This is a genomic window from Rouxiella aceris, from assembly GCF_012933545.1.
GTDB classification, from domain to species: Bacteria; Pseudomonadota; Gammaproteobacteria; order Enterobacterales; family Enterobacteriaceae; genus Rouxiella; species Rouxiella aceris.
This window is the reverse complement of the sequence record NZ_JAADJU010000001.1, coordinates 19,190-34,033: the sequence shown is the minus strand read 5'-3', so window position 1 is coordinate 34,033 and position 14,844 is coordinate 19,190. Positions and strand designations below refer to the sequence as shown.

Annotated in this window: 14 protein-coding genes; all 14 read left to right on the top strand. The window is 50.6% G+C overall.

What is annotated here, in order from left to right; all coding sequences use genetic code 11:
• The first annotated feature begins 25 nt into the window (after window positions 1–25).
• The 14 genes from tsf (at window position 26) to rnhB (ending at window position 14,689) form a co-directional block, all read left to right on the top strand.
• On the top strand, window positions 26–877 hold the full coding sequence (tsf, locus tag GW590_RS00165) for a translation elongation factor Ts (protein WP_169401020.1): 852 nt from the start codon (window positions 26–28) through the stop codon (window positions 875–877).
• 184 nt (window positions 878–1,061) lie between these two features.
• A complete protein-coding gene (gene pyrH, locus GW590_RS00160; RefSeq protein ID WP_169401019.1) occupies window positions 1,062–1,793 on the top strand; it encodes a UMP kinase in 732 nt (243 codons plus the stop codon).
• Window positions 1,794–1,992: 199 nt separating this feature from the next.
• A complete protein-coding gene (frr, locus tag GW590_RS00155; protein WP_169401018.1) occupies window positions 1,993–2,550 on the top strand; it encodes a ribosome recycling factor in 558 nt (185 codons plus the stop codon).
• Between the two features lie 202 nt (window positions 2,551–2,752).
• On the top strand, window positions 2,753–3,949 hold the full coding sequence (ispC, locus tag GW590_RS00150; protein WP_169401017.1) for a 1-deoxy-D-xylulose-5-phosphate reductoisomerase: 1,197 nt from the start codon (window positions 2,753–2,755) through the stop codon (window positions 3,947–3,949).
• Window positions 3,950–4,187: 238 nt separating this feature from the next.
• Window positions 4,188–4,946: a (2E,6E)-farnesyl-diphosphate-specific ditrans,polycis-undecaprenyl-diphosphate synthase gene (ispU, locus tag GW590_RS00145; protein WP_169401016.1), complete on the top strand. Its 759-nt coding sequence runs from the start codon at window positions 4,188–4,190 to the stop codon at window positions 4,944–4,946.
• 9 nt (window positions 4,947–4,955) lie between these two features.
• Window positions 4,956–5,804, top strand: coding sequence for a phosphatidate cytidylyltransferase (gene cdsA, locus GW590_RS00140; protein WP_169401015.1), 849 nt, complete (start codon window positions 4,956–4,958; stop codon window positions 5,802–5,804).
• A 29-nt stretch (window positions 5,805–5,833) separates the two neighbouring features.
• A complete protein-coding gene (rseP, locus tag GW590_RS00135) occupies window positions 5,834–7,189 on the top strand; it encodes a sigma E protease regulator RseP (protein WP_169401014.1) in 1,356 nt (451 codons plus the stop codon).
• Between the two features lie 37 nt (window positions 7,190–7,226).
• The gene (gene bamA, locus GW590_RS00130; RefSeq protein WP_169401013.1) at window positions 7,227–9,650 is read left to right on the top strand and encodes an outer membrane protein assembly factor BamA; all 2,424 of its coding nucleotides are present in this window, start codon (window positions 7,227–7,229) and stop codon (window positions 9,648–9,650) included.
• Between the two features lie 153 nt (window positions 9,651–9,803).
• Window positions 9,804–10,304 carry a molecular chaperone Skp gene (gene skp, locus GW590_RS00125; RefSeq protein WP_169401012.1) on the top strand — a complete coding sequence of 167 codons (501 nt, stop codon included), beginning with the start codon at window positions 9,804–9,806 and terminating at the stop codon, window positions 10,302–10,304.
• A gap of 2 nt (window positions 10,305–10,306) precedes the next feature.
• A complete protein-coding gene (gene lpxD, locus GW590_RS00120; protein WP_169401011.1) occupies window positions 10,307–11,329 on the top strand; it encodes a UDP-3-O-(3-hydroxymyristoyl)glucosamine N-acyltransferase in 1,023 nt (340 codons plus the stop codon).
• A 293-nt stretch (window positions 11,330–11,622) separates the two neighbouring features.
• Window positions 11,623–12,102 carry a 3-hydroxyacyl-ACP dehydratase FabZ gene (gene fabZ, locus GW590_RS00115; RefSeq protein WP_235955816.1) on the top strand — a complete coding sequence of 160 codons (480 nt, stop codon included), beginning with the start codon at window positions 11,623–11,625 and terminating at the stop codon, window positions 12,100–12,102.
• A gap of 3 nt (window positions 12,103–12,105) precedes the next feature.
• A complete protein-coding gene (lpxA, locus tag GW590_RS00110; RefSeq protein WP_169401010.1) occupies window positions 12,106–12,894 on the top strand; it encodes an acyl-ACP--UDP-N-acetylglucosamine O-acyltransferase in 789 nt (262 codons plus the stop codon).
• Between the two features lie 41 nt (window positions 12,895–12,935).
• Entirely contained in the window at window positions 12,936–14,084 is a 1,149-nt protein-coding gene (gene lpxB / locus GW590_RS00105) for a lipid-A-disaccharide synthase (RefSeq protein ID WP_169401009.1), read from the top strand.
• Entirely contained in the window at window positions 14,081–14,689 is a 609-nt protein-coding gene (gene rnhB / locus GW590_RS00100; RefSeq protein ID WP_169401008.1) for a ribonuclease HII, read from the top strand. Before lpxB ends, rnhB begins: the two co-directional genes overlap by 4 nt.
• The last annotated feature ends 155 nt before the right edge of the window (window positions 14,690–14,844 follow it).

Below are 14,844 nucleotides of genomic sequence, written 5' to 3'. Positions count from 1 at the left end.
CACTGGGATAATCGAGGAAAATACAATGGCTGAAATTACCGCTGCCCTGGTAAAAGAACTGCGCGAACGTACCGGCGCTGGCATGATGGATTGTAAGAAAGCTCTGGTTGAAGCTAACGGCGACATCGAGCTGTCCATTGAAAACATGCGTAAATCTGGCGCGATCAAAGCGGCCAAGAAAGCAGGCAACGTTGCTGCTGATGGCGTGATCAAAACCAAGATCGAAGGTAACTATGGTCTGATTCTGGAAGTTAACTGCCAGACTGACTTCGTTGCTAAAGATGGTGGTTTCCAGGCATTCGCCAACAAAGTGCTGGATACCGCTTTTGCTGGCAAAATCACTGATGTTGAAGTGCTGAAAGCCCAGTTCGAAGAAGAACGTGTAGCGCTGGTCGCTAAAATCGGTGAGAACATCAACATTCGCCGTATTACTTCACTGGAAGGCGATGTATTGGGTAGCTACCTGCACGGTGCTCGCATCGGTGTTCTGGTTGCCGCTAAAGGCGCTGACGAAGAGCTGGTTAAACACCTTGCTATGCACGTTGCAGCAAGCAAACCAGAATTCGTTAAGCCGGAAGATGTGTCTGCTGAAGTAGTAGAAAAAGAGTACCAGGTTCAGCTGGACATCGCCATGCAGTCTGGCAAGCCAAAAGAAATCGCAGAGAAAATGGTTGAAGGCCGCATGAAGAAATTCACCGGCGAAGTTTCTCTGACTGGTCAGCCTTTCGTTATCGAACCGAGCAAGACAGTTGCTCAGGTGCTGAAAGAGCACAACGCTGACGTGATTAACTTCATTCGCTTTGAAGTTGGCGAAGGCATCGTGAAAGTTGAGACTGACTTTGCTGCTGAAGTTGCAGCAATGAGCAAACAGTCTTAATGCTGGATTGATGCAAAAAAAGGAACCGCTGAAATTGGCGGTTCCTTTTTATCCGGCCTAAGTAATATCCCATAGTATTTACGTCAGGTAGATAGCATTATGAGTGCCTGATGCCATCACAGGATTTGTGATGCAAAAAAAACGACAATCCCAACACGACACATTGCTTCTTAGGACAGACACCATGGCTACCAATGCGAAACCCGTTTATCAGCGTATCCTGCTAAAACTCAGTGGCGAAGCCCTGCAAGGCAGTGAAGGTTTTGGTATCGATGCGAGCGTTTTGGATCGCATGGCACAGGAAGTGAAAGAGCTGGTTGAATTAGGTATCCAGGTAGGGGTAGTGATTGGCGGCGGCAACTTGTTCCGCGGTGCCGGTCTTGCTCAGGCAGGAATGAACCGCGTAGTGGGTGACCACATGGGAATGCTGGCCACGGTAATGAATGGCCTGGCAATGCGTGATGCGCTGCACCGCGCCTATGTGAATGCACGCCTGATGTCTGCTATTCCGCTTAATGGCGTCTGTGACAACTACAGCTGGGCTGAAGCCATCAGCTTGCTGCGTAATAACCGCGTCGTGATTTTTGCTGCCGGTACCGGCAATCCATTTTTTACCACCGATTCCGCCGCCTGCTTGCGCGGGATTGAAATTGAAGCCGATGTGGTGCTGAAAGCCACCAAAGTAGACGGTGTTTTCTCTGCCGATCCGGTTAAACATCCGGATGCCACCATGTTTGAGCACTTGAATTATCAGGATGTGCTTGAAAAAGAATTGAAAGTGATGGACCTGGCCGCCTTTACCCTGGCCCGTGACCACAATCTGCCGATTCGCGTTTTCAATATGAACAAACCTGGCGCCCTGCGCCGCGTGGTGATGGGTGAGAACGAAGGTACGTTGATCTCCAAAGACGAATAACCGGTCGTTTTTTGCTGTCCCTGGCGCCTTTTTGTCGCCTGGCATCCTGCTAAAATGATGCCAGCTGCGACCTTAGAATCAGGCGCACAACCCGCGCATCCGTCATCATTGCCTGATGACGGGGATAGCAGGTTTGAATATTCACGGACTATAATCATCTTATGGTCTGCCAAGTAACCCGTTTCCAAAGGTTCGCAACGTGATAAATGAAATCAGAAAAGATGCCGAAGTACGCATGGAAAAAAGCGTAGAAGCATTCAAAACCAATATCAGTAAAATTCGCACCGGCCGTGCATCACCAAGCATTCTCGACAGTATTCAGGTTGATTACTACGGTTCATCAACACCGCTGCGTCAGCTGGCGAGTGTGGTTGCCGAAGATGCGCGCACACTGGCTATTACCGTGTTTGACCGCTCTATCAGCGCCGCCGTCGAAAAGGCGATTATGGCTTCTGACCTCGGCTTAAACCCGATGTCTGCCGGCAGCACAATCCGTGTGCCTTTGCCTGCACTGACCGAAGAGCGTCGTAAGGATCTGATCAAGATCGTTCGCGGTGAAGCTGAGCAGGGTCGTGTTTCCGTGCGTAACGTACGTCGCGATGCCAACGATAAACTCAAGGCACTGCTGAAAGACAAAGAGATCAGCGAAGACGAAGATCGTCGTTCTCAGGACGAGATCCAGAAGATGACTGATATCTTTATCAAGAAAGTCGATCAGGCCTTAAGCGATAAAGAAACCGAATTGATGGATTTCTGATTGCTGCTTGCGTGTTACCTGGAGCGTCGCTTATGCGGCGCTTTGTTTTTTGTGGCATTAAAAATTTATTAATTATTCAATTGATGCGGCAGAAAATAATTTTGCACTCAGGTCGGGCGGAATCTGATAGACAACCAACCCGATGAGTTACAGACTGTGTCACTTTGATACTGACTATCGCTAAATTGCATTGAGTACCTTCATGAAGCAACTGACTATTCTTGGCTCCACCGGTTCCGTTGGCACCAGCACGCTTGCCGTGGTGCGCGCAAATCCGCAGGCCTTTGCGGTTCGTGCATTGGTCGCGGGTACCAATGTGCAGAAGATGGCGGAGCAATGTCTTGAGTTTGCGCCGCAATATGCGGCCATGAGCGATGAAACCTCTGCCGTCGCCTTGCGACGCCTGCTGCGCGAGCAGGGGAGTAAAACAGAGGTGATGTCAGGCATGCCTGCCGCCTGTGAGCTGGCGGCACTTGATGATGTCAATCAGGTGATGTCGGCCATTGTCGGTGCCGCCGGCTTGTTGCCCACCCTGGCGGCGGTAAAAGCCGGTAAAAGTGTGCTGCTGGCCAATAAAGAGTCGCTGGTGACCTGTGGGCGCATCTTTATGGATGCCGTCCGCGAAAGCCAAAGTCAGCTGCTACCCATCGACAGCGAACATAACGCCATCTTTCAAAGTCTCCCCGAAAAGGTCCAGCAGCAGTTGGGCTATGCTTCACTGCAAGATAACGGCGTATCCCGCATTATCCTCACCGGCTCCGGTGGCCCGTTCCGTCAACTGCCGTTAGGCGATTTCGCCGGTGTTACGCCGGATCAGGCCTGTGCCCATCCTAACTGGTCAATGGGCAGAAAAATTTCTGTCGATTCTGCCACCATGATGAACAAAGGCCTCGAGTATATCGAAGCTCGCTGGCTGTTTAATGCTTCGGCGCAACAGATGGAAGTGATCATTCACCCGCAGTCGATGATCCACTCGATGGTGCGATATATTGATGGCAGCGTATTGGCGCAGCTTGGCTCGCCGGATATGCGTACGCCTATTGCCCATGCCATGGCCTATCCGCAGCGCGTGGTGGCCGGGGTCGAGGCGCTGGATTTCTGTAAAATGGGGGCATTGACCTTTAGTGAGCCCGATTATGTCCGTTATCCATGTCTGAAACTGGCGATCGAAGCCAGTCGTACCGGGCAGGCGGCCACTACCGCACTCAATGCCGCCAATGAAGTATCAGTGGCAGCCTTCCTTGCTGGCAGGCTGCGTTTTACCGATATCGCGGCGCTGAACAGCCAGGTGATGGAAAAAACGCTGCCGGGTGAACCAGCCAGTGTCGAAGAAGTTTTAGCGATTGATCGTACGGCGAGAGCGTCTGCGCGCTTGTTATTACAGTCATTTGCTCTGTAAAATTATGCATCTGTGAATGAGGCCATTTGTTCGAACAACGTTGAAATGATATAGTCTGCGCCTCCTGACGACGCATTCTGCGTTTTACGGCCGTACTTGTCGTTTTAAAGTACGTTAGGTAGTCAGGTGAAGCCGTGCCTGGTAGGGTTCACGGCTTTTTTACGCGCACGCTTCATCATGATAATGCTGATCACCAGGTGACGTCGTTAATTCTGGCTGAAGGATATGAGTACGGGTTATGTCGCTCGAGAATCAACAAATGACTGATACAACTTGTCCGCCACCGCGTCATGTTGCCATTATTATGGATGGGAATGGACGCTGGGCGAAACGTCAGGGAAAAATGCGGGTCTTTGGTCATAAAGCGGGAGTAAAGTCCGTTCGTAAAGCGGTAAGCTTTGCTGCAAGCCATCACCTTGATGCGCTCACGCTTTATGCCTTTAGCAGTGAAAACTGGAACCGTCCGGTTCAGGAAGTTTCGGCATTGATGGAGCTTTTTGTCCGCGCGTTGGATAGTGAAGTAAAAAATCTGCATAAACATAATGTCAGATTGCGGATTATTGGCGATGTCAGTCGTTTTAGTGCCCGTTTGCAGGAAAGGATCCGTCGTTCAGAAGCACTTACAGAAAATAACGATGGCCTTACGCTTAACATTGCTGCCAATTACGGCGGACGATGGGATATTATCCAGGGCGTAAAGAAGCTGGCAGGTCAGATCGAAGCTGGTACACTGCGGGCGGAGCAAATCACGGAAGAGGTGCTCGATGCCTCAATCTGTATGAGCGAACTGGCACCTGTCGACCTGGTGATCAGAACCGGTGGGGAACATCGAATAAGTAACTTTTTGCTGTGGCAGATTGCCTATGCCGAGCTCTATTTTACTGACGTCCTCTGGCCTGATTTTGATGAAATTGTCTTTGAAGGTGCGCTGAATGCTTTTGCACAACGCGAGCGTCGCTTCGGGGGGACTACACCTATCGACGCCGATGCGTCCTAGGGAGAACTTTTGCTGAAGTATCGCATTATCACAGCTTTGATTTTGATTCCGATTGTTATCGCAGCACTGTTTTTACTGCCACCGGTTGGCTTTGCCGTCGTTACCGTTATTGTCTGTATGCTGGCGGCCTGGGAGTGGGGACAGTTTTCCGGATTTACGTCACGCACGCAGCGCGTGTGGTTGGCTATTCTCTGCGGTTTTTTGCTGGCGGCCATGATGCTTAGCCTGCCGGCCTATCAGCAGTCGGTACAACTTTTACAGGTCAAGGGCTCACTCTGGTTATCACTTTGCTGGTGGCTACTGGCATTTGTTCTGGTGATATTTTACCCGTCCTCAGCTGCGCTATGGCGCCATTCCCGTATATTGAGACTGGTATTTGGATTATTGACTATCGTGCCTTTCTTCTGGGGCATGATATCGTTGCGTACCTACGGCTATGCAGAAAACCATTACAATGGCGCCTGGTGGCTGCTGTATGTGATGCTGCTGGTGTGGGGGGCAGACTCTGGTGCCTATCTGTTTGGCAAGTTGTTTGGCAAGCACAAACTGGCCCCGCGAGTTTCGCCAGGAAAAACCTGGGAAGGATTAATTGGCGGTTTGTTGACCTCGGCTCTGATATCATGGTTGTTTGGTCGCTACGCACCACTTGACGTTGTCCCTTCGACCCTGTTGGTCTGCTCGATTGTTGCCGCATTGGCATCCGTGCTGGGGGATTTGACCGAAAGTATGTTTAAGCGAGAAGCCGGGATCAAAGACAGCGGGAATTTAATACCGGGTCACGGTGGGATTATGGATCGTATTGACAGTTTGACTGCTGCGGTACCTGTCTTCGCCTGCCTGATGCTGTTAGTGTATTAATGGGCAGTTTTTAAGGAATAGTTAGGATTATGATGAACATACTCTGGAGCCTGGCCGCCTTTATCGTTGCATTAGGGGTGCTGATCACCGTGCACGAATTTGGCCATTTCTGGGTTGCTCGTCGCTGCGGTGTTCGCGTGGAACGCTTCTCTGTCGGTTTTGGGCGCGCACTTTTTCGCCGCACTGACAAACAGGGAACGGAATACGTGCTGGCGCTGATCCCGCTCGGCGGCTACGTCAAGATGCTCGATGAGCGTGTTGAAGCCGTCGATCCTCAATATCGTCATTTATCCTTTAACAACAAAACCGTCTGGCAACGTGCGGCGATTATCAGTGCCGGTCCCATTGCCAACTTCATCTTTGCAATTTTTGCCTACTGGCTGGTGTTTGTCATCGGCGTCCCCAGCGTGCGTCCTGTTGTGGGTGAAATCACCCCGCAGTCGGTTGCTGCGCAATCCAATATTTTAGCCGGAATGGAACTTAAGTCGGTTGCCGGTATCGAAACGCCTGATTGGGATTCAGTTCGCATGGCGTTAGTTGGCGAAATTGGTGACGATCACACTACTGTCGGAGTGGCACCTTTTGGTTCCTCTCAGGTCGTTGAAAAACAGCTTGATCTTAAAGCCTGGCATTTTGACCCGGAAAAGCAGGACCCTGTTGTCGCCCTGGGGATTATTCCCCGTGGTCCGCAGATTGAGTCCGTGCTGGCCCAGGTGCAGGAAAAGTCGGCAGCGCAAAAGGCGGGTTTACAAGCCGGTGACCGCATCGTTAAAGTTGATGGTCAGGTTTTGGTAAGTTGGCAAGCATTTGCCAGTCAGGTACGCGATAATCCGGGCAAGCCGATGGCGTTGGATATTGAACGCAGCGGAACGTCTTTGAACTTAACGTTAATACCAGACACTAAAACGGTGGGGAAAGGCCAGGCGCAGGGTTTTGCCGGCGTGGTGCCTAAAATTATCCCACTGCCAGACGAGTATAAAACGATTCGCCAGTATGGACCGTTTGTGGCGTTTTATGAGGCCGGGGATAAAACCTGGCAACTGATGAAATTAACGGTCAATATGCTGGGCAAGTTAATAACCGGTGATGTGAAGCTGAACAATCTGAGTGGCCCTATCTCCATCGCGCAGGGTGCCGGTATGTCAGCTGAATACGGATTGGTGTACTACCTGATGTTTTTGGCATTGATAAGTGTCAATCTCGGTATTATCAATTTGTTCCCATTACCGGTGTTAGATGGTGGACACCTGCTGTTTCTGGCAATAGAAAAGCTTAAAGGTGGGCCAGTTTCCGAGCGAGTTCAGGACTTCAGTTACCGCATTGGCTCAGTATTGCTGGTGTTGTTGATGGGGCTTGCACTTTTCAATGATTTCTCCCGTCTGTAAGGGCTGGGGATTAGGTTAGGAAGAACGCATAACAACGATGGCGATCAAAAAGTTGCTCATAGCGTCGCTGCTGTTTGGCAGCGCAACCGTATACGGTGCAGATGGATTCGTAGTGAAGGACATTCATTTCGAAGGCCTGCAGCGCGTTGCCGTCGGTGCGGCGTTACTCAATATGCCGGTTCGCGTAGGGGATACGGTCACTGACGATGATATCAGTAATACCATCCGTGCATTGTTTGCCACTGGCAACTTTGAGGACGTTCGCGTCATGCGCGATGGTAATACGCTGATTGTTCAAGTCAAAGAGCGTCCTACTATCGCCAGCATCACTTTTTCCGGCAACAAAGCCGTGAAAGAGGACATGCTGAAAGAAAACCTTGAAGCCTCTGGCATCCGGGTTGGCGAAGCGCTTGACCGTACAACAGTTTCCAATATTGAAAAGGGACTGGAAGACTTCTACTACAGCGTCGGTAAATACAGTGCTTCAGTGAAAGCTGTGGTCACCCCTTTACCCCGTAACCGTGTCGACCTGAAACTGGTCTTTACCGAAGGTGTCTCTGCACAAATTCAGCAGATCAACATCGTCGGCAACCATGCCTTCAGCACCGAAAAACTGGTTGCGCAGTTCCAACTGCGTGATGAGGTGCCTTGGTGGAATCTGGTTGGCGATCGTAAATACCAGAAACAGAAACTTTCGGGCGACCTCGAAACTTTGCGCAGCTACTATCTTGACCGTGGCTATGCGCGTTTTAACATCGACTCCACTCAGGTCAGTCTGACGCCGGATAAAAAAGGGATTTATATCACCCTTAATCTCCACGAAGGCGATCAGTATAAAGTGACCGGTGTGCAGGTGACGGGCAATATGGCCGGCCACTCGGCAGAAGTCGAAAGCCTGAGCAAAATCAACAATGGCGAGCTGTATAGCGGCGCTAAAGTGACCAAAATCGAGAACGACATCAAAGCGATGTTGGGCCGTTATGGTTACGCCTATCCGCGCGTTGCCACGCAGCCAGAAATTAACGATAAAGATAAAACCGTTATTCTGCACGTCAGCGTCGATGCCGGTAACCGTTTCTACGTGCGCCATGTTCGCTTTGAAGGCAACGACACCAGTAAAGACGTGGTCTTGCGCCGTGAAATGCGTCAGATGGAAGGTGCATGGTTAGGCAGTGACCAGGTTGATAAAGGTAAAGAACGTTTAAACCGTCTTGGTTACTTCGATAGCGTGGATGTTGACACTCAACGTGTTCCTGGTACCACCGATCAGGTTGACGTGGTTTATAAAGTCAAAGAACGTAATACCGGGACCTTTAACTTTGGTGTCGGCTACGGCTCGGAAAGTGGCGTTAGCTTCCAGGTCGGCGTTCAACAGGATAACTGGTTAGGCACCGGTAATAGCGTCGGTATCAGTGGTACCAAAAACGATTACCAGACCTATGCCGAGTTAACCGCTACCAACCCTTACTTCACCGTTGATGGTGTCAGTTTGGGCGGCCGTATCTTCTATAACGACTTTAAGGCCAATAACGCCGATCTGTCGGAATATACCAACAAAAGCTACGGTATCGGTTCGACCCTGAGCTTCCCGGTCAACGAGAATAACTCATTGCGTCTGGGCCTGGATTACGTACGTAACGACCTGTCCAATATGGAACCTCAGGTTGCTATGTTCCGCTATCTGAATTCAGTAGGTCTGAACCCAAGCGTCGTTGCAGGCAGCAATACGTCCGATGCCGACTTCAGCGCCAATGACTTCTTCCTGACACTGGGCTGGGGTTATAACAACCTTGACCGTGGTTTCTTCCCAACTTCGGGGAGCAAAGCCAGTTTGAGCGGTAAAGTTACCGTTCCTGGGTCAACCAACGAATATTACAAAATCACCTTTGATGCCACCAGCTACCTGCCGCTGAGCGAAAGCCACAGCTGGGTGCTGATGGGACGTGCCCGTGCCGGTTATGCCGACGGTCTGGGTGGCAAGGAAGTGCCGTTCTACGACAACTTCTATGCCGGTGGTTCCAGCAGCGTGCGTGGTTTCCAATCGAATACAATTGGTCCAAAAGCGGCCTATTATAATTGTGCTGCCGGTGCCGCCTCTTATAATGGTTGCCCAATCAATAACTCGAATGACGCAGTCGGCGGTAACGCCATGGGTCTGATGAGTGCCGAACTGATTGTGCCGACACCGTTTGTCGGGGACAAGTATGCCAACTCCCTGCGTACCTCGCTGTTTGTGGACAGTGGTACCGTTTGGGATACCAAATGGCAGAACACTGCAGAGACCGAAGCCGCAGGCGTTCCTGACTATAGCAAGATTGGTAATTTGCGTGTTTCATCGGGTGTGGCGTTGCAGTGGCAGTCTCCGTTGGGGCCTTTGTCATTCTCCTACGCACAGCCAATGAAGAAATATGATGGCGACAAAGCCGAACAGTTCCAATTTAACATTGGTAAAACGTGGTAATCTGTTCCGGCTACTGAGCCTTTTCAGCAGGATCGCAAAGGCTTGAGCGAAAACATTCTACGGGGAGTATCCCCGTAGATTGTTTTTGGACTTATGCTATTTGTGTAATTTACTGTGCCAGATGGCACAAACGGGTGATGGAAGGAGTTTATAGTGAAAAAGTGGTTATACGCCGCAGGCCTCGGATTAGTCATGGCTGCTTCAGCTAGCGTTCAGGCTGCTGATAAAATTGCTGTTGTAAACGTTCAAGAAGTTTTCCAAAAAATGCCTGCGCGTGATGCAGTTGCTAAACAACTGGAAAACGAATTCAAAGGCCGCGCGACGGCGTTGCAAGCTCAGGAAACTGCTCTGCAGTCCCAGATGCAAAACCTGCAACAGAACGCGTCAACCATGAAGCCTGCTGAACGTGCAAAACTTGAAAAACAAGTTATGGCCAACCGCGAAGATTTCTCTGCTAAAGCTCAGGCTTTTGACCAGGATAATCGTCGTCGTCAGGGTGAAGAACGCAACAAGATCCTTGGTCGTATTCAGGATGCAGTGAAAGCTGTTGCCAGCAAAGCAGGTTATGACCTCGTCATTGACGGCAATGCTGTGGCTTATGCATCTCCAGATGCAAAAGACATCACTGATGACGTGCTGAAACAGGTTAAATAAACATGTCTTCAATTCGACTGGCTGATCTCGCACAGCAGTTGGATGCACAAGTGCACGGTGATGGCAATATAGCCATCACCGGCATTGCTTCAATGCATTCCGCACACTCTGAGCAAATCACGTTTTTATCAAACAGTCGTTACCGTGAACAGTTGGCCACCTGCAAAGCCGGTGCCGTAGTGTTGACGGAAGCGGATCTGCCATTTTGCCAGAGTTCGGCATTAGTGGTTAAAAACCCTTACCTGACGTATGCGCGTATGGCTCAGATACTTGATACCACTCCCGCCCCTGCACAGGATATTGCCCCTGGCGCGGTTATTTCGCCGCTGGCAAAACTCGGTAAACAGGTTTCAGTTGGCGCGAATGCGGTCATTGAATCCGGTGTGGAATTAGGCGACGGCGTTATTATCGGTGCGGGCTGTTTTATCGGTAAAGATGCCAAAATTGGTGCCGGCACCCGCATTTGGGCCAATGTTTCCATTTACCATCGCGTTGAGATTGGTCAGAAATGTCTGATTCAGTCCGGGACGGTTATCGGGGCTGATGGTTTTGGTTATGCTAACGATCGTGGCAACTGGGTTAAAATTCCCCAGCTGGGTACGGTGATTATCGGTGATTCCGTTGAGATTGGTGCCTGTACCACCATCGATCGCGGCGCGCTTGATGACACGCAAATCGGCAATGGCGTTATCATCGATAACCAATGTCAGATTGCACACAACGTCGTGATTGGAGACAATACGGCGGTTGCCGGTGGTGTCATTATGGCAGGTAGCCTGAAAATTGGCCGTTATTGCCAAATTGGTGGTGCCAGCGTCATTAATGGTCATATGGAAATTTGTGACAAAGCCGTGGTCACAGGAATGGGTATGGTCATGCGACCCATTACCGAACCTGGGATATACTCCTCAGGCATTCCGTTGCAGACAAACAAAGTTTGGCGTAAGACCGCCGCGTTGGTGATGAACATCGATGAGATGAACAAGCGCTTGAAAGCCGTAGAGCGTAAAATCAAAGAAGAGTAATTTGCCAACAACAAACTACTAATAATCAATAAGTAACGCAGTGTTTTTGCTTGATATACCCAATGCATTCAAAATGTATTTACGGGGGGCAACTAAACGGATCCTCCGAGCTGGCAGTACCGGCTTAACAGGGGGAGAAGGAAGGCGAGTCCATCGGCATTTTGTGGGAAATTTATATATATCATTGCGTTAATGATTTTTAGTCCCTATTTGCGGCCTGCTTAATGTTCCTCTTTGAGGGACACGCAGGCCGTGCTATTGATGATATCAGTATTTTAGACAGGACGAGTATTTTGAGCACTCCTACTCATAACGATCAAGAAGTCAGCATAGAAGGTTTTGGTATTGGAGAAATACTTGAGCTGCTTCCGCACCGTTTTCCGTTTTTGTTGGTAGACCGGGTTATCGAATATACCCCACACAAAACGTTAAAAGCGATTAAAAACGTCTCTTTTAACGAGCCGTGTTTCCAGGGACATTTCCCAAGTAAACCGATCTTCCCTGGCGTATTGATTCTTGAAGCCATGGCGCAAGCTACCGGCCTGCTGGCGTTTAAAAGCGTTGGCAAACTTGAACCCGGCGAGCTTTACTATTTTGCTGGTATCGATAGTGCACGCTTTAAGCGTCCCGTAGTACCGGGTGATACCATGACCCTGGACGTCAAGTTCCTGAAAACCCGTCGTGGTGTGACCTGGTTTACTGGCGTTGCTACCGTTGATGGCAATGTAGTGTGCGAAGCTCAGATGATGTGCGCCCGTAGCCAGGAGAAATAATACGTGATTGATCAAACCGCCTTTATTCACCCTAGCGCCGTTATTGAAGAAGGCGCGATTATTGGTGCCGGCGTTCGCGTCGGGCCTTTCTGTTATATCGGCTCACAGGTCGAGATTGGCGAAGGCACCGAGCTTAAATCACACGTGGTGTTAAATGGCGTGACCAAAATTGGTCGTGATAACCGCATCTTCCAGTTCGTTTCCATTGGTGAAATTAACCAGGATCTGAAATATGCCGGTGAGCCAACGCGTGTAGAAGTAGGCGATCGCAACAATATTCGTGAGAGCGTGACCATTCATCGTGGTACCGTTCAAGGCGGTGGGTTGACTAAAGTCGGTGATGATAACCTGCTGATGGTCAATGCGCATATTGCCCATGACTGTGTGATTGGCAATCGTTGTATTCTGGCCAACAACGCTACGCTGGGTGGTCACGTTGAAGTTGACGACTATGCCATTATCGGTGGCATGACGGCAGTGCATCAGTTCTGTGTGATTGGTGCTCATGTCATGGTCGGGGGCTGCTCCGGCGTTGCCCAGGATGTGCCGCCTTTTGTTATCGCGCAAGGTAACCATGCAACACCTTTCGGGATTAATATCGAAGGGTTAAAACGTCGTGGTTTTGACAAACCGTCTCTTCATGCGATCCGTAATGCCTATAAAATCCTGTATCGTAGCGGTAAAACCCTCGAGGAGTCGCAGCCCGAAATTGCGGCTATTGCGGCAGAGTTCCCGGCGGTACAGCCTTTCAGCGATTTCTTTGCCCGTTCAACCCGCGGCATTATTCGTTAATTTAATTCGCTGATTTAGCTTCTTAACTGGATTTGATAGAAATGGAAAAGCCCGTTCTGACCATCGGCCTGGTTGCCGGCGAAACATCCGGTGATATTTTGGGCGCGGGCTTGATCCGGGCACTGAAAAGTCATCATCCTGACGCTCGTTTTGTTGGCGTCGCCGGTCCGCTGATGCAGGCTGAAGGATGTGAAACCTGGTTCGAAATGGAAGAACTGGCGGTAATGGGCGTGGTGGAGGTGCTTGGGCGTCTGCCACGCCTGTTGAAAATCCGTAAAGAACTCACTCAACGCTTTAGCGAGCTGAAGCCTGACGTTTTTGTCGGCATTGATGCACCTGATTTTAATATCACCCTCGAAGGGCGTTTAAAGCAACGCGGTATTCCCACTATTCACTATGTCAGCCCTTCGGTTTGGGCCTGGCGGCAAAAACGCGTTTTCAAAATTGGTAAGGCCACCAACATGGTGTTGGCTTTCTTGCCTTTTGAAAAAGCGTTTTATGACAAATTCAACGTTCCCTGTCGCTTTATCGGCCATACCATGGCAGATTCCATGCCACTGAACCCCAATAAAGCCCAGGCGCGCAGTGCACTTGGCATTCCGCAGGATGTCCATTGTCTGGCATTGTTGCCCGGCAGTCGCCATGCCGAAGTTGAAATGCTTAGCGCCGATTTTCTGAAAACCGCACTGTTACTGCGTGAGCGCTATGCCGATTTGCATATTGTGGTGCCCCTGGTTAATGCCCGGCGCCGCGAGCAGTTTGAACGTATCAAAGCCGAGATTGCCCCCGATCTTCCCGCCCACTTGCTCGATGGTCAGGCACGTAATGCCATGATCGCCAGTGATGCGGCGTTATTGGCGTCAGGCACCGCCGCTCTGGAATGCATGCTGGCGAAATGCCCGATGGTAGTCGGTTATCGTATGAAGCCATTCACTTTTTGGCTGGCAAAACGTCTGGTGAAAACCCCTTACGTCTCGCTGCCCAACTTGCTGGCCGGTCGCGAAATTGTCACCGAATTGCTGCAGGAAGAGTGTGTGCCTGCCAGGCTGTCGGCGGCCCTTTTGCCTTTGCTGGCGGGTGGCGAAACCAGTCAGCAATTAAAACAGACCTTCCTGCAGCTACATGAAAGCATTCGCTGTGACGCGGATGAACAGGCGGCACAGGCAGTGATGGAGCTGGCCAATCAATGACAGAACTTTTTGTATATCCTCAGGCAAATCTGATTGCCGGGGTTGATGAAGTCGGACGGGGCCCGTTGGTGGGCGCAGTAGTGACCGCCGCAGTGATCCTCGACCCGGCAAAGCCGATTGCCGGGCTGGCCGATTCGAAAAAACTTAGCGAAAAACGTCGCGAGTATCTCTATGCCGAGATAAAAGAAAAGGCTCTGGCCTGGAGTCTGGGTCGCGCAGAGCCGGAAGAGATTGACCAACTCAATATTTTGCACGCCACTATGTTGGCGATGCAGAGGGCAGTCGCTGGGCTGGCGATCGTTCCTGATATGGTGCTCATTGACGGCAACCGCTGCCCGCAGTTACCTATGGCCGCACAGGCGATAGTCAAGGGCGACAGCCGCGTTGCCGAAATCAGTGCGGCTTCTATTCTGGCGAAAGTGACCCGCGATCGTGAAATGGTCGAGCTGGATTTGGCGTTTCCGGAGTACGGTTTTGCCCAACATAAAGGCTATCCGACCGCCGTACATCTGGCACAACTTGCGCGTTTTGGTGCTACTGTGCATCACCGACGCAGTTTTGCTCCGGTCAGACGAGCATTAGACGCCGCGCTATCGTCTAACTGACGGCGGGTGGGCGAGTGCCAAACACAATATACACAGTTTCTATACCCCAGGAATTGGCATTGCTGAATGTGTGAGGATCGCCATGTGCCAGTTGGTCCATGGTGTCTTACGCCGACAGCTGCCGTTTTTCTGCGACGGGTATATAATTGCAACTC

Coding starts and splice junctions, on each gene's coding strand:
- tsf (WP_169401020.1), top strand. CDS start 26: ATGGCTGAAATTACCGCTGCCCTGGTAAAAGAACTGCGCGAACGTACC.
- pyrH (WP_169401019.1), top strand. CDS start 1,062: ATGGCTACCAATGCGAAACCCGTTTATCAGCGTATCCTGCTAAAACTC.
- ispC (WP_169401017.1), top strand. CDS start 2,753: ATGAAGCAACTGACTATTCTTGGCTCCACCGGTTCCGTTGGCACCAGC.
- ispU (WP_169401016.1), top strand. CDS start 4,188: ATGTCGCTCGAGAATCAACAAATGACTGATACAACTTGTCCGCCACCG.
- rseP (WP_169401014.1), top strand. CDS start 5,834: ATGATGAACATACTCTGGAGCCTGGCCGCCTTTATCGTTGCATTAGGG.
- bamA (WP_169401013.1), top strand. CDS start 7,227: ATGGCGATCAAAAAGTTGCTCATAGCGTCGCTGCTGTTTGGCAGCGCA.
- lpxD (WP_169401011.1), top strand. CDS start 10,307: ATGTCTTCAATTCGACTGGCTGATCTCGCACAGCAGTTGGATGCACAA.
- lpxB (WP_169401009.1), top strand. CDS start 12,936: ATGGAAAAGCCCGTTCTGACCATCGGCCTGGTTGCCGGCGAAACATCC.
- rnhB (WP_169401008.1), top strand. CDS start 14,081: ATGACAGAACTTTTTGTATATCCTCAGGCAAATCTGATTGCCGGGGTT.